The sequence below is a fragment of the Corallococcus sp. NCSPR001 genome (genome assembly GCF_017309135.1).
Taxonomy (GTDB): Bacteria; Myxococcota; Myxococcia; order Myxococcales; family Myxococcaceae; genus Corallococcus.
In genome coordinates, this window is record NZ_JAFIMS010000002.1 from 8,919,662 (window position 1) to 8,942,849 (window position 23,188).

Sequence of the window (23,188 nt, forward strand, 5' to 3'; positions counted from 1 at the left end):
GGGACCCTTCCCAGGTCCCGGGCGCGCGTGAGCCTCCCCGCCCGGCGGCCGTCCCGCTGTTTGCGTGGACACGACAGGTGTCCGCATCCAGCGTTGATTTGGGAGAGGGCGCACCCTAATTAGCCGAGGGCCCCACCCAGGCCCCCGAATGGATACCTCTCTTCCTCCGAAGTCCGACGGCACGTCCTGGCCCGGCGGCGCTCCCCCTTCCTCCGGTGATGCCTTCGCCCGGCTCCTCGCCTCCCTGCGCGCGGGGCACCGCGCGCGGACGCAGGGGGTGAAGGGCGCGGCGCGCGGCCACCTGCTCGCCCGCCTGCACCGCGAGCTGCGCGCGCCCCTGGTGTGCGTGGCCGTGGATGAAGAAGCGGCGGACGCGCTCGCCCACGACCTGGCCTTCTTCCTGGGGGGCACCGGCAGCCTGCTGGAGCCCCGCGTACTGCGGCTGCCCGCGGACGAGGTGCTCCCGTACGACGAGCTGTCGCCGGAGGCGGGCCCCATCACGGAGCGCCTGGGCGCGTTGTTCCACCTGGCGCGGGGCACGCCGTTCCCCGCGCTGGTGCTGTCCCTGCGCGCGCTGCACCGCCGCGTGCTGCCGCTGGGGGTGATGGAGGGGCTGGCCCAGCGCGTGGAGGTGGGCCAGGACTTCGACCGCGACTCGCTGGCGCGGAAGCTGGCGCTGATGGGCTACCAGAACAGCCCCCTGGTGGAGGACAAGGGCACCTTCAGCGTGCGCGGCGGCCTGCTGGACGTCTTCAGCCCGCTGTACGAGCGGCCGGTGCGCCTGGAGTTCTTCGGGGACACCATCGAGTCCATCCGCGTCTTCGACCCGGAGTCGCAGCGCACCGTGGACGCGCTCAAGACGGTGGACCTGGTGCCCGCGCGCGAGCTCTTGCTCACCGACGACACCCGCCCTCGCGCCGAGGCCGCCGCGCGCGCGGTGGCGGACCGCATCAACCTGCCCACCATCAAGCTGCGCGAGCGGCTGGACGCGCTCCGCGAGGGGCTCCCCGGCTTCGGGCTGGAGGGCCTCTTGCCCGGCTTCTTCGAGGGCGGGCTGGCCTCGGTGTTCGACTACCTGGGCGCGTGGGCGAAGGAGCCCGTCGTCTACCTGGACGACCCGGTGGGCCTGGACCGCGTGCTGGAGGAGCTCCAGGCGGAGCTGGCGAAGGGCGTGGCGGAGGCGGACGCGCGCCAGGACCTCACCTATCCGCCGGAGCACCACTTCCTCACGCGCGAGGACGTGGCCGCGGGCCTCAAGGCCCTGCGCGTGGTGGAGGGCGGAGGCCTGTCGCTCACGCAGTCCGAGGCGCCCGTGGCCTTCACCTTCGGCACGACGCAGGACCTGCGCGAGGCCATCCTCGCGCACCACGGCGAGGAGGGCGCGCTCACCCCGCTGGTGGAGCGGCTCCAGCGCTGGCGCGACACCGGCGTGGCATGCGCGGTGGCGTGCGGCACGCTCAGCCAGGCGGACCGGCTGAAGCGGCTGCTCTTGGACCGCTCCGTGATGGTGAAGGTGCACACGGAGGCGTTGCAGGACCCGGCGAAGCTCTACGAGCCGGCGGTGTGGGCGCACCTGTTCACCGGCGAGGTGAGCCACGGCTTCATCGACCCCGAAGGCCGGCTGGCGGTGCTCGCGGACGAGGAGATCTTCGGCGTCCGCTCCCGCCGCCGCGTCAAGCGCAGCAAGAAGCTGGACGCGTTCGCCGCGGGCTTCAAGGACCTGAAGGAAGGCGACCTCATCGTCCACACCGACTTCGGCATCGGGCGCTACGCGGGCCTGACGAAGATGGAGGTGCAGGGCGTGCCGGGGGACTTCCTCGTCCTGGAGTACGCGGGGCGGGACAAAATCTATCTGCCGGTGGGCCGCATGCGGCTCATCCAGAAGTTCACCGGCGGCGACCCGGAGAAGGTCCAGCTGGACAAGCTGGGCACGACGAGCTGGGAGAAGACGAAGAAGCGCGTCAAGGAGCAGCTGCTCAAGATGGCGGCGGAGCTGTTGCAGATGGCCGCCGCGCGCAAGGCGCACCCGGGCTATGCGTTCGCGCCGCCGGACCGCTACTTCGCCCAGTTCGAGGCGGACTTCGAGTTCGACGAGACGCCAGACCAGGCGAAGGCCATCGAGGACGTGCTGGCGGACATGCAGAAGGCGCAGCCGATGGACCGGCTCGTCTGCGGCGACGTAGGCTACGGCAAGACGGAGGTGGCCATGCGCGCCGCCTTCAAGGCCACGCTGGACCGCAAGCAGGTGGCGGTGCTGGTGCCCACCACGGTGCTGGCGCAGCAGCACTTCCACTCCTTCAAGAAGCGCTTCAAGGACTACCCCGTCACGGTGGAAGTCATCTCCGGCATCCGCAAGCCGCCGGAGATCCGCGACATCCTCCGCCGCGCCAAGGAGGGCAAGGTCGACATCGTCATCGGCACGCACAAGCTGCTGGCCGGTGAGGTGGCCTTCAAGGACCTGGGGCTGCTGGTGGTGGATGAAGAGCAGCGCTTTGGCGTGAAGCAGAAGGAGGCGCTCAAGCGGCTGCGCACGCAGGTGGACGTGCTGACGCTGACGGCGACGCCCATCCCCCGCACGCTGCACATGAGCATGTCCGGCGTGCGCGACATGAGCATCATCGCCACACCGCCGCAGGACCGCCGGGCCATCCGCACCTTCGTGATGAAGTACGACGAGGCCGCCATCAAGGAGGCCGTGGAGCGGGAGATTGCCCGCGGCGGCCAGGTCTTCTTCGTGCACAACCGCGTGGAGTCCCTGCCGTCCATGGAGCAGGAGCTGAAGAAGCTCCTGCCGAACGTCTCCATCGGCGTGGCGCACGGCCAGATGGGCGAGGGGCAGCTGGAGAAGGTGATGCTCCAGTTCACGGAGCACAAGTTCCAGGTGCTGCTGTGCACCAGCATCATCGAGAGCGGCATCGACATCTCCAGCGCCAACACGATGATCGTCAACCGCGCGGACCAGTTCGGCCTGGCGCAGCTCTACCAGTTGCGTGGACGCGTGGGCCGCAGCAAGGAGCGCGCGTACGCGTACCTGCTGGTGCCCACGCGCCGTCCGGTGACGAAGGACGCGCAGCGGCGGCTGGAGGTGCTCCAGAACTTCACGGAGCTGGGCGCGGGCTTCTCCATCGCCAGCCACGACCTGGAGATCCGTGGCGCGGGCAACCTGTTGGGCGAGAAGCAGTCCGGCGCCATCGCGGAGATCGGCTTCGACCTGTACGCGCAGTTGATGGAGGAGGCGGTGGCGGAGCTGCAGGGCCAGCCGCCCAAGGTGCACGTGGAGCCGGACATCAACCTGCCCATGCCGGCGCTCATCCCCGACGACTACGTGGCGGACGTGCACCAGCGGCTGGTGTTCTACAAGCGCTTCAGCCAGGCCAGCCACCCGGACGAGGTGACGGACCTGCGCGCGGAGCTGGTGGACCGCTACGGCGAGGCGCCCGACGAGGTGGACGCCCTCTCCGAAGTCACGCTCCTCAAAATCGACATGCGCGAGCTGCGGCTGCGCGCGCTGGAGGCGGGCCCGGCCCGGCTGTCACTGGCGCTGGGCGGCGACGCGCTGCTGGATGGCGCGAAGGTGGCGGGGCTGGTGCAGCGCTCCAAGGGCTTCTACCGGCTGACGCCGGACATGAAGCTCATCGCCCGCGTGCCTCCGGAGGTGAAGGGGCACGCCCTGCTGGCGGAGGCGCACAAGCTGCTGCGCGACGTGGGCACCTGCGCGCTGCCCCGGCACTGACGATTGCCCGGGGACCTGGGGTAGGCTGGCCGCCGAATGGCGATTGAGAAGGCGCTGTTGCTCATCGCGGACATCGGCGGCTACACCCGCTTCATGCGGCAGCACCGCTTCGGTCTCGCGCACGCGCAGGACACGGTGGCCCAGCTGCTGGAAGCCGTCATCGACGCGTCCGGCCGGTTCAAGCTGGCGAAGCTCGAGGGCGACGCGGCCTTCTTCTACGCCGTGGGCGAGGACACCTCGCCCATCGCGAAGCAGGTGGCGGCCATCCGCCGCGCCTTCCTGGAGCGCCGGGAAGCGCTGGTCATCGACCGCATGTGCAAATGCGACGGGTGCACGCAGGTGGGCAACCTGACGCTCAAGTTCGTGGCCCACGCGGGGGAGGTCGCCTTCCAGAAGGTGAAGCACCTCACGGAGCTGGCCGGGGTGGACGTCATCCTCCTGCACCGGATGCTGAAGAACGACGTGCCCATCTCCGAGTACGTCCTGATGACGGACGCGGTGCACCAGCACCTGGAGCCTGAGCTGCGCCAGCTCAGCCAGGGGCTGGAGCACGACTTCGAGGGCATGGGCCGCACGGTGACTCACTACATCGACCTGGGCTCGCTGGTGACGAGCGTGCCCGCGCCGCGCCCCAACCTGCCGCGCAAGCTGTGGAACAAGCTGATGCTGGAGCTGCGCTCGCTGAAGTACGTGCTCGGCTTCAAGGAGGCGTGTCAGGGCTTCCGCAACGTGGAGGTCATCGAAGACGCCACACCTGGAAAGCCCTGACGTGCCGGGCGCTCAGCCGCCCGTGCAGAAGCGCGCGACGGCCTGCGTGAGCGCGGCCTCGCAGCGCACCAGGTCCTCCATGGGGACGAACTCGCCCGTCTGGTGCGCGACGCGGATGTCGCCGGGGCCGAACACCACGGCCTCCGCGCCCAGCTCCGTGAGCTGCGGGGCCTCCGTGCCGAAGGACACCGTTTCGGACGCGTTGCCGCTGACCTGCTCCAGGAAGCGCACCACGTCCGCGTCGCCGCGCGTGTGGACGCCCCGGTCCATGCGCAGGACCTTGATGCGCGCCTCGTAGGCGGGCTCGTCGCGGGTGAGCTCCTGGCGGATGTGCTCCATCATCTCCGGGACGCGCTCGGCGGCCTGGCCGGGGATGGGGCGCCACTCCACGGTGAAGCGGCAGGAGCCGGGCAGGACGTTCTTCGCCTTGCCGCCCTGGATGAGGCCCACGTTCACGGTGGTGAAGGGCGGCTGGAAGCCCTCGTCGCGGTCCTCGCGCAGGACGGTGTTCGCCAGCGTCTCCAGCCGGTGCAGGAAGCGGCCGGCGCGGAAGATGGCGGACGCGCCCAGCTCCGGGTACGCGCTGTGCCCTTCCTTGCCCAGCACCTCCACCTCCGCCAGGCAGTAGCCCTTGTTGGCGCGCACGGGGATGAGGCGCGTGGGCTCGCCGACGATGGCGTGCCTCGCGCGGCCCAGGCCGGCGGACACCAGCTTCTTCGCGCCCACGAGGCCGACCTCTTCATCGGCGGTGAGGATGACGAGCAGGGGCGCGTCCAGCTTCGGCAGGTCCTTGCGCGTGGCGGTGTGCAGCGCGCACGCGATGAAGCCCTTGGTGTCACAGGCGCCGCGGCCGTACAGCTTGCCGTCGCGCTCCGTGAGGCGCAGCGCGTCCGTCCAGGCGGCGTCATAGGGCACGCAGTCGGAGTGGCCCACCAGGGCCAGCGCGGCGCGGTCGGCGTCGCCCTTGCGCGCGACGAGGTTCACCTTCGCCACGCCCGCGTCGTCGGTGTAGTGCTGGCGCTCGGCGGTGAAGCCCGCGGCCTCCAGGCGCGCCTGGGCGTAGTCGATGAGGGGCGCGTTGGGGCGCGAGGACGTGGTGTCCAGCGCCACCAGTTCCGCCAGGGTGGCCCGCAGCGCGGGCAGCGTGTCGCTCATGGGATGGCCTCCAGTCAGGCCACCTCCATGCCACCGCCCGCGCCGCGACGCCAGGGGCCCGTATTCCTGGAGTCCTCGCGGGTCACAGACCCGACGCGGGCGACGGCGTGGGCGCCGCGTCCGGGTTCCCCAGGCCCTTGTTGATGGCCGGTTCGGACGCCGTCACGTGGCCCACGTAGAAGACGCCGTGGTAACCGTCCTTGTTGGCCGAACTCCACCGGTGCACGAAGAAGCGATCGCCGTTGTCCTTCCCCTTCGCCTCCTTCACACCGCAGTCCAGCTTGCGTCCCTGCGCATCCGCCGCGCAGATCCACGCAGTGCCGCTGTCGTAGGCCATGTCCAGCGCCGTGACGTCGTCGAGCTGGTCCTTCAGCAGGTAGCCCATGGGCTTGTACTGCTTGTCCCAGGGCAGCCCCTTCGCCGTGCGCGGATGGATGTTGCCGCTCACCACCAGGTGGAAGCGCTGTGGCGTTGCCTTCACCTTCTCCAGCACCGTCTTCGTCAGCGCGTCCTCGCGCGGCTGGCCGGAGAGCTTCGGGTGGTCGTAGACGAAGACCGCCACGTCCAGGCCCTGCGCTCGCAGGTGACGCAGCTGCTCCAGCATGTTGGCCACCGCTTCACTGCCACGGCCGTCCGGGTACGGGCTGCGCCAGAAGGGCGCCTCCATCAGCTTGAGCCAGTCCACCTCACCGCCCTGGCTCTGGAGGAAGGCGGTGATGCGTCCCTCGTTCTCCACCGGCAGCTCCAGGCCCACCGTCACCGGCATGCCCGCCGTGACGAGCTGACACACGGACTGCGCGATGAAGCGCGGGACCTCCTGCGTGCCGTGCAGCTCGCCCAGCAGCATCACCCCGCCCGCCTGCGCCAGCTTCTTCAGCCCGAGGATGGACTGGCCGCACTCGGTGAACGCCGGTGCCTCCTTCGCGCCCGGCGCCTTCGCCACCTGCTGCTCCGCGCTCACCGCCTGCTTCTTCGCGAGCTTGGGCATGATGCCCCGGAACACCCGCCACTCCATGGTCAGGTCGCGCGTCCCCTGCCCCGAGTCCACGTAGAAGGCGTTCTCTCCCACCGGGAAGGCGAACCGGTCCGCGTCGTCCTCCACGGAGACACCGTACGCGACGCTCGAGGACGCATCGCCCGGGGCCCCCGATCCACGGTCACCGGGAACGCTGCCGAGACTGCGGCCGGCGCCCCAGTCCAGCTGCCGGCCGGGCAGGGCCAGCGCCTTGTTCACCGACTTGGTGATGCGGATGATCCACAGCTTGCTCTTCGTCGGCGTCTCCCGCTTGCCGATGACCATGTACCGGTGCCAGTAGCCGGCGATCTTGGAGCCGCCGAACTCCTGCTTCCACTCGGTCTCCAGCACCAGGCTGCCCCGGTCCTCCCGGTAGGGCAGGTTCGCGTCCGTGAAGTACTCCCGGACCGACGGCCACATCTCCTCCAGCGGCATGTCGTAGATGGCCTCGTAGTCTGGCGTCTCCAGGTCCTGCCGCCCGGCACAGCCCCCCACGGCCAGTCCCATCAGCACCACCAGCGACAGCCAGATTCCTGAACGCATCCATATCCTCCTGCTCCACCAACGCGCCGAGGGCGCCCCCCATATCGAAACGGGTCGCCCTCCCTACGGGTAGAGGCGCCGGGCGAGCTGCTGGAACGCCCTGCCGCTCGCCTCCGTCAGCGGATGGCGGCCATCCCGGACCAGCAACCGGCCCGCCACCGCCACCTCGCGCACCGCGCCTTGCGCCGCGCCGAAGACGATGCCCGGCAGGAGCGACGCACAGCTCGCGCCCACCAGCGATGGGTGGTTCACGTCCACCGTGAAGAAGTCCGCGGGCGCCCCCGGCGACAGCGTGCCGGTGCCCATCCCCAGGCTCCGCGCGCCCTGCACCGTGGCCATGTCGAAGAGGCGCGCCGCCAGTCCGTCCAGCGTCCCCGCCCCCGGGTCCAGCACCGCGCGGCGCAGCCGCACCAGCCGCAGGTGCTGCTCCAGCTGCCGCGCCTCGTCCAGCAGGTCCACCACCGTCTGGCTGTCCGAGCCGAAGCTCACGCGCGCTCCGGCCTTCACCAGCGCGTCCGCCGGGACGATGCCGTCGCCCAGGTTGCGCTCCGTGGACGGGCACGCGCACACCGTGGCCTCCGCGCGGCCCAGCAGCGCCACTTCGTCCTCCGTCAGGTGCACGCCGTGCACCGCCGTGAAGCGCGGCCCCAGCAGGCCCACGTCCGACACCAGCTCCACCGGACGGCGGCCGTGCTCCGCGAGGCATGCCTCAATCTCCTTCGGCTGCTCCGCCACGTGCATGTGGATGGGCATGCTGGCGGGCGCGGCGCGGGCCACCTGCGTCAGCCAGTCCTTCGACACCGCGCGAACGCTGTGCGGCGCGAGCCCCACGTTCACCCGCGCGTCACCGCGCGTCGCGTGGGCCAGCGCCTCCGTGGTGGACAGGAACGCGTCCACGTCCGCGTCGATGAAGCGGCGCTGGCGCGGGTTCGCCCGCACGTTGAAGCCCGCGCGCGCGTAGCCCACCCGCAGCAGGCAGATGCGCAGCCCCACGTCCGTGGCCGCGCGGATGACCGCGTGCGCCAGCGCGTTGCGGTCCGCGTAGGGCGTCCCGTCCGGCTGGTGGTGCAGGTAGTGGAACTCGCCCACCGTGGTGATGCCCGCGAGCACCATCTCCAGGAACACCTGCCGGGAGGCGACGTGGATCTCCTCCGGCGTGAGCGCCTCCGCGGCGCGGTACATCGCCTCGCGCCAGGACCAGAAGTCGTCCTGCCCTCCGGCGGACGCCACGTATTCGGTGCGTCCGCGGATGAGCCGCTGGAACGCGTGCGAGTGGCCGTTGACGAGCCCCGGCAGCAGCGCCCGCCCCGCGAGCCGCTCCACGCGCGCCCCTTCGGGCACCGCGTCGAGGACCCGGCCCTCCGCGCTCACCGCCAGCGCACGGCCTTCGTGGAAACGCCCTTCCGTGAAGAGGAAGTCGGGTTGGTAGACAGTGATGTCGCTCACGCGCGGCAGCGTATGTCAGTTCCCCGCGGCGCGCGTGAAGCGGCTTCAGGCGCCCATTTCGGCGGTGTCCAGGAAGGGCAGACGGCTCTCCGCCCAGGGCCGGGTGCGCACCGCGTCGCGGATCCACGTGCCGTGGCGGCGTTCGTCCTCGCGGTGCTGGCGGATGAGGCCCTTCACCTCCGGGGACCACTCGAACTGGAGCGCCAGCTCATAGGCCCGGTCGAACAGCTCCTCGTTGCCCAGCATGGCCCACAGCGTGGCCTCCGTGCCCATCAGCCCCGTCATGGCCGTCAGGCCCTTCATCGCGGAGCCCTTCAGGTCCGGGCGCAGCGTCACCGGCTCGCCGCCGAAGTGCTGGATGAGCGCGTTGAGGTCCTGCACGTGGCGCAGGTGGTCCGCGCGGAAGCTGTTGAGGCGCTCGCGCACCAGCGCGGGCCCGATGCGGGAGATGGCCACGTCGTACGCGCCCACCGCGTCGGCATCGAGCTGCGCCAGGCTGTGCAGGCGAGCCACTTCGGACTTGTCGGCCATGGGTGCCTCCTTCAACCAGGTACGGCGAGTGCTCGGGCCCGAACAATGTGGGGACGCCGCTTCCCGGTTCCAACCGCCCTCCCCGGAGCCGTCCCTCCACCGCACCCAGGGCAGGCGGACGGCCACCGTCCTCGTCTCACGTGTGGCCGGAAAAGCGGATGCCGGGTCCGCGCGGAGCGCCCGCTCTCCTGGTTGCCCTCCAGGCGATGTGAGGAATTGCGCGCCCGCCCTCCTGTGCAGAGCGTTGGAGGGTGAAGACCTCCGACAACCAGAGGCGGCTGCGCCGCTACCGGACGAAGCGCGATTTCCACCTCACGCCCGAACCATCTCCGGACGTGAAGGCCCCGAAGTCCAGCGCGCCTGTCTTCGTCATCCACAAGCACGACGCCACGCGGCTGCACTACGACCTGCGCCTGGAGATTGGCGGCGTCCTGGTGAGCTGGGCCATTCCCAAGGGCCCCAGCCACGACCCTTCCGTGAAGCGGCTCGCGGTCCAGACGGAGGACCACCCGCGCTCCTACGCGGACTTCGAGGGCCACATCCCGGATGAGCAGTACGGCGGCGGTGACTCGCTGCTCTGGGAGTCCGGCACCTTCGAGGTCGTACCGCCCGGCGACGCCGGAGCGCAGCTGAAGCGCGGGCACCTGGAGGTCGTGCTGCACGGCGCGAAGCTCAAGGGGCGCTGGCACCTCATCCGCACGCGGCCGCGCGGCGGCAAGGCGCAGTGGCTCTTCTTCAAGGCGAAGGACGAATACGCCAAGGCCGGCTACGACGTCACCGTGGAGCGCCCCGAGTCCGTGAAGAGCGGTCAGGTGAAGACCCAAGGGCCTCGCAAGCCCGGCGTGCTGAGAAAGAAGAAGCCCCCGGTCCCGGCGCGCAAGGCCGCGAAGAAGCAGGCCCGCCCACCCTCGACGCCGGAGAAGCTGCTGGAGCGCGTGTGGCCGCCCATGCTGGCGCGGCTGGCCGTGTCCGACGAGGTGCACGACGAGACGCACGCCTACGAGGTGAAGTACGACGGCTTCCGCGCCGTGTGCGCGCTCACGCACGGGAAGCTCGCCTTCCAGAGCCGCCGGGGCAACGACCTGTCGGGCCGCTTCGCGCGGCTCACCGGCGCGCTGAGGGAGCTGCCCGCGAAGGACGTCGTCGTGGATGGAGAGATTGTCGCGCTCGACGCGAAGGGCCGCTCGCGCTTCCAGATTCTCCAGAACACGGAAGGGGGCGCGGAGCAGCGCTTCATGGTGTTCGACCTGCTGTGGCTGGACGGCGAGGACCTGCGCGAGCGTCCCTATACGGAGCGCCGCGCGCGGCTGGAGAAGCTGATGGCCGGGGCGAAGCCGCCCCTGCAGCTCTCCGAGAAGGTGGACCTGCCGCTGTCGCGCGGCCTGCTGGAGGCGCGGCGCAAGGGGTGGGAGGGGCTCATCGCCAAGCGCAAGGACTCGCCCTACACGGGCACGCGCTCCGGGGACTGGCTGAAGTTGAAGGTGGTGGCGGGCCAGGAGGTCGTCATCCTGGGGTACCTGCCCATCAAGAACGCGAAGGCGAAGTCGCAGATTGGCGCGCTGCGCGTGGGCGTGCGCGGCAAGGACGGCTTCCACGACGTGGGCAAGGTGGGCACGGGCTACACGACGAAGGACCGCCGCGAGCTGCGCTGGTTGCTGGACGCCACGCGCGTGAAGAAGCCCGCCGCCGTGGATGCGCCCACGAACACGGACACGGACACCGTCTGGGTGAAGCCGAAGTACGTGGCCCAGGTGAACTTCACCGAGTGGACGAAGGACGGCCGCCTGCGCCACCCCGTGTTCCAGGGCCTGCGCAGCGACAAGGTGCCGCAGGAGGTCGTGCGCGAACACCCCGCTCCCATCGAGGGAGCCGCGAGCAGGGGCTCCCGGCGCGCGCCGGCGCAGGCCGCCGCCCGCACCGCGAAGGCGCCCGCCGTGAAGACCGCGCGAGGGAAGCAGCGCGCACCGGAGGTGGCCCTCACGCACGGCGACCGCGTGCTGTTCCCCGAGGCCGGCCTCACGAAGGCGGACGTGTTCGCGTACTACGAGCAGGTGGCGCCGCTGCTGTTGCCCGTGCTCGCGGACCGGCCCCTGGCCCACCAGCAGTGGCCCGCGGGCATCCAGGCCCCGGGCTTCTTCCGGCACGAGCTGTCCGGCATCCCCCCGTGGATGCCCACGCTGCGCGTGCGCCACGAGGACAAGACGCTGCGCCACGTGAACGTGAAGAGCACGTCCGCGCTCCTGTGGCTCGCCAACCAGTCCGCGCTCACGCTGCACATGTGGCTGTCCCACGCGCCCCGGCTGGCGCAGCCGGACTTCGTGGTGTTCGACCTGGACCCCGGCGAGGGCGGCTGGAAGGACGTGGTGAAGGTGGCCACCCTGCTGCACGCGCGCCTGGACGAGCTGGGGCTCAAGGCCTTCCCCAAGACGTCCGGCAAGCGCGGCCTGCACGTGCTGGTGCCCCTGGCGCCGGGCCACACCTACGCGCGCACCCAGGCGTTCGCGGACGCGCGGGCGCGCGAGCTGGAGGAGGAGCTGGGCGACATCGCCACCACGGAGCGCTCCATCCGCGAGCGCGGCGGGCGGCTCTACATCGACGCGGGACAGAACGCGCGCGGCAAGACGGTGGTGGCGCCCTACTCCCTGCGCGCCGTGGAGGGCGCCCCCTTCTCCGCGCCGCTCGAGTGGAGCGAGGTGAACGGCCGCCTGGACCCGCACCGCTTCCGCCTGAAGACGCTGAAGAAGCGGCTGGATGCCGTGGGGGACCTGTTCGCGCCCGTGCTCCGGATGAAGCAGGTGCTGCCGGACGAGTGAGCAGGCGGCTGACGCGCCGCGCCCTGAACGGATGTTTCCCGAAGGGGCGGCGCGTGCTAGTGCGGCGCCGCCATGTCGTCCGTGACTATCGTGACCCCGGCCGCGCAGCCCGCGCCGCGGTGGAAGGTGTCCCTCGCCTACGCCACCTGCTTCATCCTCTGGGGGTCCACGTGGGCCGCCGTGAAGGTGGGGCTGGAGGACCTGCCGCCCCTGCGCTTCGTGGGCACGCGCATGCTCGTGGCCGGGGTGGCGCTGCTGCCCTTCGCGCGCTCGCGAGGGACGGCGTTGGGGGGCGGCACCGGGTGGCGCATCGCGGGGCTGGGCGTGCTCCAACTGGCGGTGCCCTTTGGACTGCTCTTCGTGGCGCAGCAGTGGATTCCCTCCAGCTGGTCCGCGCTCCTCTTCTCCACCTTCCCCGTGTGGCTGCTGCTGGTGGGCCGCGTGGTGTTTCCGGATCAACCGCTCACCGGGCGCAAGCTCTTCGCGGCGGCGCTGGGCCTGACGGGCGTGGTGGCGCTCCAGCACCAGGAGCTGGTGTCGCTCAGCTTCTCCGGACAGGTGCTGCTGGGCTGCGCGATGACGCTGTTCGCGGCGTCGGTGGTGGCGGTGGCCAACGTGCTGCTGCGCCGGCACATGACGCACGTGCCTCCGCACCTGCTGACGCTGGTGCAGACGTTGAGCAGCGCGGCGCTGCTGCTCTCCGCGTCCGCGATGCTGGAGTGGAACCAGCCGGCGCACTGGACCCCGAAGGCGATTGGCGCGCTCCTGTACCTGGCGCTGGGCGGGACGGTGCTCACCTACCAGTGCCTGTACTGGCTCCTGCCGCGCATCTCGCTGGCGGCGCTGGGCGCCATGGCGCTCCTGGACACGCTGGTGGCGGTGACGCTGGGCGTGGCGCTCCTGGGCGAGCCGCTCACGCCGTCGCTGCTCGCGGGCGGCGCGCTCATCCTCACGGCGGCGGCGCTCGCCAACCGCGACGAGGCCCCGGAGGCGAAGGCGCCTCCGGAAGCCCCGCCCGCGGGGTGAATCAGAACGGCAGGGGCAGCGAGTACGCCGTGCCGTTCTGCGTGCCGGTGCGGTAGCTCCTCGGCGCGCCGATGACGGCCGTGGGCGGCGAGCCTCCGGAGCCCGGGACGACGGCGATGGACTGGCCCAGGAAGGAGCGCTCCGCGCCGTCCCCCACCACCAGCAGGAAGGGTGACAGCGGGCCCGTGGACTTCGCGCCACCGGCGAAGAGGAACGCCGCGCCGTCACCGTCCGAGGCCACCGACGCGTTGGGCGCGCCCACCCACAGGTCCGGCACGCCGTCACCGGTCAGGTCCCGGCCGCCCGACAGCGACGTGCCGAAGCTCACCGCGCGGGCGCGGTACGTCACGGGGATGGGGGTCAGCCCGTCGTTGGTGGCGCCCACCACGGTCTCGTTGTTGGGCGGGCCACTGGCCGGGCGCTTCGCGTTGATGGCGGCGATGTCGTAGAGCAGCACCGTGGGCTGGTTCACGCCCTCGAACAGGTAGTTGTTGGCCGTCACCGCGATGAAGTCGCGCGAGTCCCCCAGGAACCTCCCCGCGCGCGTGATGGCCACGCCCAGGTTCATCAGCGTGATGCCCTTCTCCGGGTCTCCCGCGATGCGCACCATGGACGGCGTCGTGCGGCCACCGCACCGGGTGCCCCCCGTGTCGTAGCCATAGAGGATGACGATGCCGGAGCGGGTGTTGTCGTTGTAGCGCCACGCCACCTCATCGCACTTGTCCCCGTTCAGGTCGCCCAGCGCGGCGGGCGCGGACGTCTGCAGCCCGGCGGTCGCGGCGGAGAAGTAGGAGGAGTAGAGGGGGTCGCAGGCCAGCGTCATCTTCGCGAGCGACGCGTCCTCGGGCGCGCGGCCCAGGAACAGCTCGAAGCCCCGGTCGCGCAGCACGGCCAGGTCCTGCTTGCCGTCGCCGTTGAAGTCGAAGCCGCCCACCACGCCCCGGCCGATGCTGGTGCGCTTGCACCGGGCCGCCGCGGCGTCGTCGCAGTCGGTGACCACGGACGGCGCGAACACGCGGTAGGCCGGCTTGAAGGTGCCGTCCGCCTGGCCCAGCGACACCAGCAGCCCGCCCAGCGACTGCGTGGCCGTCGTCATGCAGGCGTTCGCCACGTAGGGGTCGCGCTCCGCCACGGCGGAGTTCGTGGCCGGGATGACGAGCCCCGTGGCGCCGGCCACCAGGTCCGGCCGGCCGTCGCCGTTGAAGTCCGTGAACGCCACGTCCACGCCCACGTTGCGGCCGCCGTACCACGGAGAGCTGGCGCCCTCCCCCGACACGATGGCCTTCCCCGGCTCCGCGGTGTCGAAGGTGTACACGCGGCCCACGGTCATGTCCGCGCCGTCGTTGTTGGGGCCCGGGCCGGAGAAGCCCGGCGAGCCCACCAGGGCCACCACCTGGGAGTTGAGGCGCGCGACCGCCACGGTCTCACCGAAGCGCTCCACGCTGGCCTTCGCCGTGACGTCCATGCCGCCGCGCGACCACTCCGCGATGCTCGCGCCCGCCTTGGAGAAGACATCCACGCGGCCGACGAAGGCGCCCGCGGAGGAGGACGCGCGGCCGGAGAAGCCCGCCAGCACCGGGCCGGACGGCAGGTTCCACGCCGCGAGGCCCGCGCCCAGCACCTCCGCCTTCGCCGCGCCGCCCAGCGCCGCGAGCGGCTTGTTCATCACCGTGTCCTTCGACAGGCCGGTGAGCGGATACACCAGCACCTTGCCCGCGTTGCCCAGCGTCGCCGTGCCCGCCGTCACCGACGCGTACGGCGCGCCCAGGAGCAGCTCCGGCCCTGGCGTGCCGTCCACGTCCATCACCGCCCAGCTGCGCGTCGCGGTCATGCTGCGCGTGTCGCCGTAGAAGCGCGCGTACGCGTTCGCCAGCGGCACCGTCGCGGGCTTCGCCATCGCCGGGTCCGCCGCCAGCGTCGCGCCCCGCAGGTCGAACAGGTACGCGCCGCCCGCGTCCTGCGCCGCCGCCACGCCGCCCGACGCGCGCAGGTCCGGCGCGTCCGCCTTGTCCGCCATCACCACGAGGAACGGGGGCCGGTTGCCTTCACCGGGGATGGCGCCCAGGCGGAAGGTGCCCTCGTTGGCCATCGTCTCCACGGCGGTGTTGGACACCAGCACGTACAGGTCCGCGGCGGAGCGGTAGCGCGGCGCCGTGTCGCGCGCGAAGTACACCGCCACGGCCATCTGCTGCCCGTTGGTGGAGCCGTCCGCGTTGAACCGCGTCAGCCGGTGCAGCGCCGCCAGGTCCGGGCGGCCGTCGTCGTTGAGGTCCGCCACGGCGAGCGCGCGGCCCAGCTCCGTGGTGCTCTTCAGCGTGAACGTGCCGTCCGACAACAGGTCCTGGCCGCCCAGGCGCACCACCGGCAGGTCCGGAACGGGCTGTCCCCTGGTGAGGATGAAGATGTCGATGACGCCGCGCCGGCTGATGCCGGAGAGGGTGGACAGGTCCGCGCCGGGCGAGCCCACGAACAGGTCCATGTCCCCGTCGCCATCCGCGTCCGCGATGGCCAGGCCCGTGCCGAACCCTCCGCGGCCCAGGCCGGTGAGCGCGGGCCTCAGCAGCGCGGGCGCCTTCCCCGGCTTGAACGTGTAGAGGTACACCGCGCCCGAGTCACCGATGGTGACGTCCGCGGCCGGCGAGGACACCGCCAGGTCCGCGATGCCGTCGCCGTCCAGGTCCCCCGCGGCCATCATGTCGCCGAAGAGCGCGCCCTCGGTCTCACCCGTCAGCACCCAGGTGGGCTTCGTGGGCAGGCCGGAAGCGCTGCCCTTGTAGATGAACACCGCGCCGCCCGTGGGACGTGACAGCTCGCTCTCGCGCTGGCCCACGGCCAGGTCCTGGATGCCGTCCCCGTCGAAGTCCGCGGTCACCAGCGTGGCCACGTCCGACAGCTTGCCGTGCGCCAGCAGGGGCCGCGTCAGCTCATCCAGCACGCGCACCGACACCGGGGCCACGTCGCCGGTGAAGGCGTCCTTCGCCTCCACCACGATGGTGCCCGTCGCCCCCGCCTCCACCACGACGCGGCCGTTCACCACGGAGCCGGGGCCGGACTTCTTCGTCCACGTCACGGTGTCCGTGCCGCCCGCGGTGCCCAGCGGCGCGGAGCTGCCGGAAGGCACGCCCAGGTACAGCGGGTCGCCCACCAGCTTCGCGGCCTTGCTCACGGTGTACTGGAGCGCCACCGTGTCGCCGGACTTCGTGTCGCGCACCGTGATGACGTCCTGCGCCTCCACCTGCCCCGCCGTGTAGAGGCCCGCGTCGGTGAGCGTGGCGCCGGAGCCGTTGGTGGTGAGCGTGAAGGCCGCCGTGCCCACCAGCCCTTCGATGCGGATCTGGAAGGACGTGCCCGGCCGCAGCATCGCGCGCGCGGGCGCGACGCCGAAGCCGGCGATGACCTTCACCTTCACGCTGGTGGCGCCGCCGCACTGCTCGTCCACCACCGTCAGCGTGTCCTCGCCCGGCGTGGCGCCCGCGACGAAGCGGTTGCCGCGCATGTCGCCGGAGGAGCCGCCCGCCTCCGCGCGGTAGGTGTAGCGGCCGCTGCCGCCGCCGGCCGTCAGCGTGGCCACGCTGCCGGAGCGCACCGTCGTGGGCTCCGCCGACAGCGTCAGCGGGGCCAGGCCCTCGCAGGGGCCCACGTAGGGAAGCTGCTCGGCGGGCTTGAGCTCACCGTCACAGGCCAGGGTCAGCAGCGCGCACAGGGGGGTGGCGCGGAGGAGACGTTTCATGGGGGTGCCTCGGAAGCGGTCTTGAAGCAGGGACTTCAGGGCAGCGCGCCGGAAGACACCCAACGCTGGATGAGGGCGATGCCCTGCGGATCCAACGGCCCGTCCGCGGGCATGCGCAGGTCGCGCACCGCCGCGTTGATGAGCTGGGCGTTGGACTTCCACAACTCGTAGGTGTTCAGCGGCCGGCCAGGGCTGGTGGTGTGGCACTTGGCGCAGCGGGCCTCGTGCACGGGGCGGATGTCGCGCGCCCAGCTGGGGACCGTGGTGAGCGGCTGGTAGGTGAAGGGCATCTGCCGGCGCGCCTCCGAGCCGTCCTCGAAGCGGGACACCACGCTCAGCGTGTGGCCGCCCGGCGCCAGCGAGGAGAAGGAGAACGCCTTGAGCGTCTCGCCGTCGGCCTCCAGGCCGCCCATGCTGAACGCGGGCCCGGTGGCCTGGACCTCCTGGCCCTCCAGTTGGAAGTGGACGCTCTTGGGCGGAGTGCCCGGCGGCAGGCGGGCCTGGACCACCAGCCCGTCCTCCACCACCAGCATGCCCTGGTGCATGCCCGTCACGCGCGGCGCCGGCGTCTGGCTGATGGCCAGGGCCTGCTCGCCCACGCGCACCCACGCGCAGCCGCTCTCGTCCGCGGCCAGCAGCGTCACCGAGCCGGACGGCAGCCCCTCCGCGGAGCCCCAGACCTTCGCGTCCGCGTCGTAGGTGAAGAGCCGGTCTCCGGCGCGGGCCCAGAGGTAGCGCCCCGCGCTCATGAGCTGCTCGGGCAGGGCCGGCAGCGACACCGTGCTCCAGCCGTCCGTGTTCCGGCGCAATAGGCGGGTGCTGGTGAGCACCCAGACCTCCCCCGCCGCGCCCGTGCCCGCGCCCAACCCCGCGAGCGCGCGCACCGTCTCACCGCCCGAAAGCGGCGCGTCCGTGCCGCGCACCTGGTAGACGCCCGGCGCGGACGCCACCACCACGTTCAGCTTGCCCTCGCGCGCGAACCACAGCCCCGCGAGGCCGTCCTCCGCGGGCGCGGCCGTCATGGCGGTGATGCCGGTGAGCGGCTGCCCGGACAGCTTCAGCGACGCGAGCACGCCGCCCTGAATCTGGAACAGGCCCTTGGGGTGGGCAATCCACGCGGCGCCGTCCGCGGTCTGCGCGGTGGCGACGATGCCGGTGCCCAGCACCTCCTGCCACAAGGGTTCGATGAGCCAGCCCTGGTCCGCGAGGAACAGGCCGCGGTCGGTCTCCACCAGGGCGCTGTGCGGCCCCAGGCGGAAGGTGGCGCGCACGGCGCCCAATGCCGCCGTGTTCCGCGGGTGGGCGGCGAGCGCGGCCTGGGTGCCGTCCAGGCGCAGGCGCACGGCCTCGCCCTTCGCGGTGGCGAAGATGCCGCCGCCGGACTGGTCCGCGAAGCCGGGCACCGCGGCCAGGGACTGCGCCGTGGTGACCTGGGTGGCCGTGAAGACCGCGGGCTTCGCCGGGTCGCTGCCCGGCGGTGCGTCCTCGCCGCACGCGGCGGACAGCACCGCGGACATCAGCAGGAGCGAGGTGGGGAGGAAGCGCGCCACGGCGGGGGAACCATGGCGCGGACGGGGACGCAGGAGGGGAGTGCTCATCAAGGTTCAGGCAAGGATGAACCGCAGCGGGTCCACCCGCGTGATGCTGTAGTCCAGCTTCGCCGAGGCCAGCACCGTCGCGATGATGTGCTCGGGGAAGATGTTGGAGCCGTTCGGATCGTTGTCGCCCGTGCGCAGGTCCACCAGGCCCGGCGACATGCCGATGTCACCGCTGCGGCCCACCACCCGGTTGTGCTTGATGCCCGCGCCCATCATCAGGCAGCTGTTGGACAGGTGGTGGTCACGGCCGCCCGTGGCGTTGATGGTGGGCGTGCGAGCGAACTCGCTGAACACCAGGATGGTGGTGTGGTCCATGAAGTTGCCGCCGCCGGGGTGCGCCGTCTGGCGGAGATCATTCACCAACAGGTTCAGCGCGTCGAATCCGGTCCGCTGGTTGGTCGCGTGCGTCTGCTGCGTGCCGAAGTGGGTGTCCAGGCCGCCGGCCAGGTTGATGGACACGCACTGGCTGATGCCCTTCTTCAGGGCGGTGGCCACCATGGCGGCGCGGCCCGCGGCGCTGTTGTACGGGTAGGACTGGCCGTTGAGCCCGTAGAAGTCGCGCACGGCCTGGTTGGCCGCCAGCTGGAAGCGGAACGAGTCCGACAGCTTGTTCTCCATCACCGTCTGCATCTGGCCGCGGCTGCTCTCATAGGCCGTGCCCACGCCCCGCGCGGTGAGCGCCTGCTCCTCGCAGGTGATGGGCTGGCCGTTGAGGTCGATGAGGCTCTTCTCGATTTCGCTGTCCAGCTGGCGCGCGGCGACAGGCGGATCCAGCGTGAGCACCAGGTCCGCCAGGCCGCTGACGCGCAGCGCGTTGGCGTAGCCGCCGTAGCGGTCGTTGTAGGACTCCACGCCCTGGGCGATGGACGGGATGGGCACCGTGGGCTTCATCTGGCCCACGATCTCCGTCGCGGTGGAGGAGCCGCGCGCCGCGCTGCCGATGGGCATCTTCCCGGTGAGGAAGTAGCGGTAGCCCACCTCGTGGGTGAGCGTGCTCATGTTGATGCCGCGCACCACCGTCATCAGGTCGTAGTGGTCCGCCAGCGCGCCCACCGCGGGCCCGAAGGTCATCGCCGGGGCGTCCGCGCCCGCGCGCGTCTTGGGGACGATGGGCGTCTGCTGGAAGCGCGAGTCGGTCAGCAGGCTGTAGCCCGGCATGATGCGCGTCTCGGAGACGCGGTCGGCGGTGAACACCGCCGGGTCACGCGGGTCGAACGCGAGCAACTGGTCCCACCCGCCGCTGAAGTACACGAACACGAAGCAGCGGTCGGGCGCGGCCAGGTTCGTCGCCTGGGCCACGGCCTTGAAGGGGATGCCTCCCAGCAGGAGGGAGCCCATGAAGCCGGCTCCGGCCTTGAGGAAGGTGCGGCGCTCGGGGGAGCTGAGGTCGTCTTGGCGTGTCTTCTTCATCGCAGGCACCGTCAAGGTCAGTAGGTGATGAAGCGCGAGTCCGTCAGCATGGCGATGCAGACCACCGCCAGCGCCTGGTCGCGCTTCTTGAGGGTTTCGGCCCGGGCGGCGGCCTTGCGGAAGAACGTCGCGTAGCGCGTGAGCTCCTCACCGGCGAGGGGCGCGCCCCAGAACCGGGTGGAGAGGTACACGAGCGTCTCGTCCACCTGCGCGTCCGTGAGCTTGGTCAGGTCGCTCATGGGCGTGGGCAGCGTGCGCCCCAGGGTGCGCAGGGAAACGTCCGCCTGCGCGATGTCCTTCTGCGCCTGGGCGATGCAGACCTTGCGCGCGCCGTCGTCCAGGAAGCGGGCGAAGACGAGGTTGGGCTCCGTGTTCTCGGAGGTGATGAGCGCGTAGTCGGCGCGGCCCAGCGACTGGGCGCGGGACTCCAGCTCGTCCCACTCCATGCCCACGGCGATGCGGATGGACTCCTTGAGCTGCGCGACGGTGAGGCGGCGGGGCGCGCGGCCCACGCTGCCCCCCTGGGCCTCCGGGTCCGGCAGCGGGTCGATCTGGTCCGTGTTCCCGTGCGGGTTGGGCACCGGGTCCAGCTGGGCGTCCAGCGGGACGGGCTTGGCGGGGACGTCCACGGAGCCCTGGGTGCAGCCCGTGGCGAGCGCGAGCAGCGCGGTCAGCAGAAGGCGGCGCATCAGTCGATCCTCCGGTACGCGTCGGACATCACCACCTGCTCGATGAGGCCCTTGAGGCTGTGGTTGTTCTTGGCGAAGTCCTGCGACAGCGTCTGCAGGTACATGCGCTGCTCCTCGGCCGTCATGGCGCGGCCCAGGAACTCGTTCCAGACGCGCTTGACGGTGCAGCGCTCCAGGTCGCCCGTCTCCATCATCCGCTTCACCAGCGCCTGCGGGCCGCCCTCGATGTTCTTCTCCTCGTCCGCGCTGCGGTAGAGGTAGGTCTTCAGGAGGCCCAGCGAGTTGGCGCCGTCACCGTCGAAGGCCTGCATCACGTACTGGCTGCACTCGTTGTCGCAGGTGGTGTTGCCGGCGAGGGCGCAGTCGCGGCACTTCACGTCCAGGCGGGGGAACTGGTCCGGGGACAGGAACAGCGCGGAGCGCTCCGCGTAGCGGCCCCAGTGCGCGCCCGTGGGCTCGATGGTGGCGTGGCAGTAGTTGCAGCCGCAGCGCTTGGCCAGGTTGTTCTCGCGGTTGCACGCGTCGTCCGGGGGCGGCAGGGACGCGTCCGCGGCCGGGGCGAAGTGCTTGCAGAGGAACGCCTCGTAGAACTCGTTCACGCGGGCGCGCTGCGTGGGGAAGCGGTAGAGGAACGCGGGCGTGGTGAGCACGCCGGAGTGGGTGCTGTCGCGGACGTACTCATTCCACTGGGTGGTGTTCGCGTACGTCACGGCGGGCAGCGTGGCCGCGTCCGCGGGGGACTTGATGCTGAAGACGCCCGCGCCCTGGCGCTGCTTGTAGAACTCCGACAGCGTGCCGTTCACGAAGGAGCGGCGGGTGGTGAGGATGTTGAAGTAGGGCTCGTCGTTGCGCACCACGGAGTCCGTGATGTAGAGCGGCTCCTCGTTGAAGGCGGCGACGCGCGCGGTGTGCACGTCGGTGATTTCGCAGCGGCGCATCTTGTCGCCGCAGCCGCAGCTGCGGTCGCTGTTGAAGCGCGCCGTCTCACAGGACTCGCCCGTGTACGGGTTCAACGCGCGGTCCTGCGCCTCCACGGCGCACACCTTCACGGTCTCCGTGGTGGTGGACCAGTAGGGCTGCACCTGGGTGGTGACATAGCCCTCGCGCTGCACGCATCCCGTCTGCGCCCTCCACTTGCCGGCCGCGAGCGGCTTGCCGTCCGCGCCCTTCGAGATGTCGAACCCGCAGCGGTCCAGCCGCTTCAGGTTCGCGCTCTGATCCGGGTTCACCCAGGCGGTGATGACGCCCGAGGACGGCTCCGCCACCAGCACGTTGGTGGTGTTCTTGTTCGGGTCCGGCAGGCACAGGTAGCCCACGGACTTGCCCGCGGACGCCAGGTAGCGGTTGTCGCAGAAGTTCACGTACTTGCCGTACGTCGCGTTCGCCTTCAGCGCGTTGCAGTCCGCGAACTTCAGCTCCGGCGCCGTGGAGTTCACGTCCAGCTGGCGGCACTGGTAGTAGTTCGTGTCGTAGTCGTAGCTGACCGGCAGCGGGATGCCCTGCGCGTCGCGGCAGGCGGGGGCCGTGGAGCCACTCTGGTGCGGGTCCTGCGGGTTCGCCGTGCAGCTGTCCTGGGCAATCTCTCCATCACAGCGCTGGCTCTGGCCACCGCGCAGGTTGTTGGAGTTGTTGCCCGCGAAGCTCAGCGGCGTGCCGGACACGCGGTAGTCGCCGTTGCCCTGCACGCTGCCGCTGATGTTCGAGCGCAGGAGCGCGCGGTGGTAGTTGCGCATCCGCGCGTAGAAGGATTCGTCCTTCATCATCGCGCGGACGTCTTCCGCCGTGACGGAGCCCTTGGCCTGGAACGCCTTGTACTCCTCCATGGTCGGAGGACGTCCCAGCAAGTCGAGAGAAAGCTGACGTAAGTGCCGCTCCAAGGGGACTTTCGCCACGGGCGCGCACACCGCTTCCTCAGCGGCTGCGGGCAGGGCGAGCAGGAGGGCGGCGCTCGCCAGGGGGGCAAGGCAACGCACGCTGAACACGGGGAACCTCCGAGAGGGGGGGTCGGGGGTGACGCAGTGGACCGAAGTATGAAGGAATTTCCGGTTTGAGATCCAGTTGACCTAACCGATTCCATTCAACCGACATGTAGACGTCAGCGGAATTCCGCTGGGGCTCCCTGTTGCAAGCCGTCTGGACGCGGTCCACAAGGGGGGCATGTCCAACGCCGCTTCCGGGTTCACCCCGTCATCCCCGTCCGCCAACGACCGCTCCTTCTTCATCGCGATTGGCGTGGTGTCCGCCGGCGCGCTGGCGCTGCTGGCGTGGCTGCTGCTCATCCGGCGCGGGGGCGCGGGCATGGGCGTGGACCTGCGCTTCATGCCGGCGGTGAACGCGGGGCTCAACGCGACGGCGGCGGCGCTGCTGTTGGGCGGCTGGGTGGCCATCAAGCGGGGCGCGCGCAAGGTGCACCAGAACCTGATGGTGAGCGCGTTCGCCGCGTCCGCGCTGTTCCTGGTGGGCTACCTCGCCTACCACTTCGTGCACGGGGACACGCGCTACGTGGGCGACTTCCGCGGGCTGTACCTGACGCTGCTGGCCAGCCACGTGCTCCTGTCCATGCCGGTGCTGCCCATGGCGCTGGTGGCCTTCTACTTCTCCTGGCGGCAGCAGTTCGCCCGGCACCGCAAGGTGACCCGGTGGCTGGCGCCCATCTGGCTCTACGTGTCGGTGACGGGCGTGGTGGTGTTCTTCATGCTGCGCGGCGGCGTGCCCGCGGTGTCCTGAAGCT

Annotated in this window: 14 protein-coding genes; 5 read left to right on the forward strand and 9 right to left on the reverse strand. The window is 71.1% G+C overall.

Translation table 11 applies throughout. The features are described 5' to 3' along the window. Positions 1-148: 148 nt before the first annotated feature. Both mfd and JYJ93_RS37960 read left to right on the forward strand, forming a co-directional pair. Positions 149-3,733: a transcription-repair coupling factor gene (mfd, locus tag JYJ93_RS37955; RefSeq protein ID WP_206799598.1), complete on the forward strand. Its 3,585-nt coding sequence runs from the start codon at positions 149-151 to the stop codon at positions 3,731-3,733. Positions 3,734-3,769: 36 nt separating this feature from the next. Continuing rightward, on the forward strand, positions 3,770-4,501 hold the full coding sequence (locus tag JYJ93_RS37960; protein ID WP_206799601.1) for a DUF2652 domain-containing protein: 732 nt from the start codon (positions 3,770-3,772) through the stop codon (positions 4,499-4,501). A 12-nt stretch (positions 4,502-4,513) separates the two neighbouring features. On the opposite strand, the gene argE is transcribed toward JYJ93_RS37960, so the two are convergent. The 4 genes from argE to JYJ93_RS37980 form a co-directional block, all read right to left on the reverse strand. Continuing rightward, positions 4,514-5,656, reverse strand: a complete 1,143-nt coding sequence (argE, locus tag JYJ93_RS37965; RefSeq protein ID WP_126933570.1) for an acetylornithine deacetylase — start codon at positions 5,654-5,656, stop codon at positions 4,514-4,516. Between the two features lie 82 nt (positions 5,657-5,738). Next, positions 5,739-7,214, reverse strand: coding sequence for a hypothetical protein (locus JYJ93_RS37970; RefSeq protein WP_206799603.1), 1,476 nt, complete (start codon positions 7,212-7,214; stop codon positions 5,739-5,741). Between the two features lie 63 nt (positions 7,215-7,277). Further along, positions 7,278-8,660 (reverse strand): formimidoylglutamate deiminase, encoded by a 1,383-nt coding sequence (gene hutF / locus JYJ93_RS37975; protein WP_206799605.1) that lies wholly within the window; start codon positions 8,658-8,660, stop codon positions 7,278-7,280. A gap of 45 nt (positions 8,661-8,705) precedes the next feature. Continuing rightward, the gene (locus JYJ93_RS37980) at positions 8,706-9,191 is read right to left on the reverse strand and encodes a ferritin-like domain-containing protein (protein WP_206799607.1); all 486 of its coding nucleotides are present in this window, start codon (positions 9,189-9,191) and stop codon (positions 8,706-8,708) included. A 251-nt stretch (positions 9,192-9,442) separates the two neighbouring features. Between JYJ93_RS37980 and ligD the strand changes: the two genes are divergently transcribed. Together ligD and JYJ93_RS37990 are read left to right on the forward strand one after the other, a co-directional pair. Then, entirely contained in the window at positions 9,443-12,004 is a 2,562-nt protein-coding gene (gene ligD / locus JYJ93_RS37985) for a DNA ligase D (RefSeq protein ID WP_206799609.1), read from the forward strand. 72 nt (positions 12,005-12,076) lie between these two features. Further along, the gene (locus tag JYJ93_RS37990; protein WP_206799611.1) at positions 12,077-13,030 is read left to right on the forward strand and encodes an EamA family transporter; all 954 of its coding nucleotides are present in this window, start codon (positions 12,077-12,079) and stop codon (positions 13,028-13,030) included. A 1-nt stretch (position 13,031) separates the two neighbouring features. Here the strand turns inward: JYJ93_RS37990 and JYJ93_RS37995 are convergent, their stop codons facing one another. Genes JYJ93_RS37995 through JYJ93_RS38015 form a run of 5 tightly spaced genes read right to left on the reverse strand, consistent with a single transcriptional unit; the run spans position 13,032 to position 22,280 of the window. Next, complete coding sequence (locus JYJ93_RS37995; protein WP_206799613.1) at positions 13,032-16,760, reverse strand: VCBS repeat-containing protein; 3,729 nt, start codon at positions 16,758-16,760, stop codon at positions 13,032-13,034. Between the two features lie 35 nt (positions 16,761-16,795). Then, a complete protein-coding gene (locus JYJ93_RS38000) occupies positions 16,796-18,358 on the reverse strand; it encodes a hypothetical protein (RefSeq protein ID WP_242544077.1) in 1,563 nt (520 codons plus the stop codon). A gap of 6 nt (positions 18,359-18,364) precedes the next feature. Next, positions 18,365-19,768, reverse strand: coding sequence for a DUF1501 domain-containing protein (locus tag JYJ93_RS38005; protein ID WP_206799614.1), 1,404 nt, complete (start codon positions 19,766-19,768; stop codon positions 18,365-18,367). Positions 19,769-19,785: 17 nt separating this feature from the next. Beyond that, a complete protein-coding gene (locus JYJ93_RS38010) occupies positions 19,786-20,457 on the reverse strand; it encodes a hypothetical protein (protein WP_206799617.1) in 672 nt (223 codons plus the stop codon). Next, on the reverse strand, positions 20,457-22,280 hold the full coding sequence (locus JYJ93_RS38015) for a DUF1585 domain-containing protein (RefSeq protein WP_242544078.1): 1,824 nt from the start codon (positions 22,278-22,280) through the stop codon (positions 20,457-20,459). Before JYJ93_RS38015 ends, JYJ93_RS38010 begins: the two co-directional genes overlap by 1 nt. A gap of 334 nt (positions 22,281-22,614) precedes the next feature. Here JYJ93_RS38015 and JYJ93_RS38020 point away from each other — a divergent pair, with 334 nt between their 5' ends. Continuing rightward, the gene (locus JYJ93_RS38020) at positions 22,615-23,184 is read left to right on the forward strand and encodes a DUF420 domain-containing protein (protein WP_206799621.1); all 570 of its coding nucleotides are present in this window, start codon (positions 22,615-22,617) and stop codon (positions 23,182-23,184) included. Positions 23,185-23,188 lie beyond the last annotated feature (4 nt).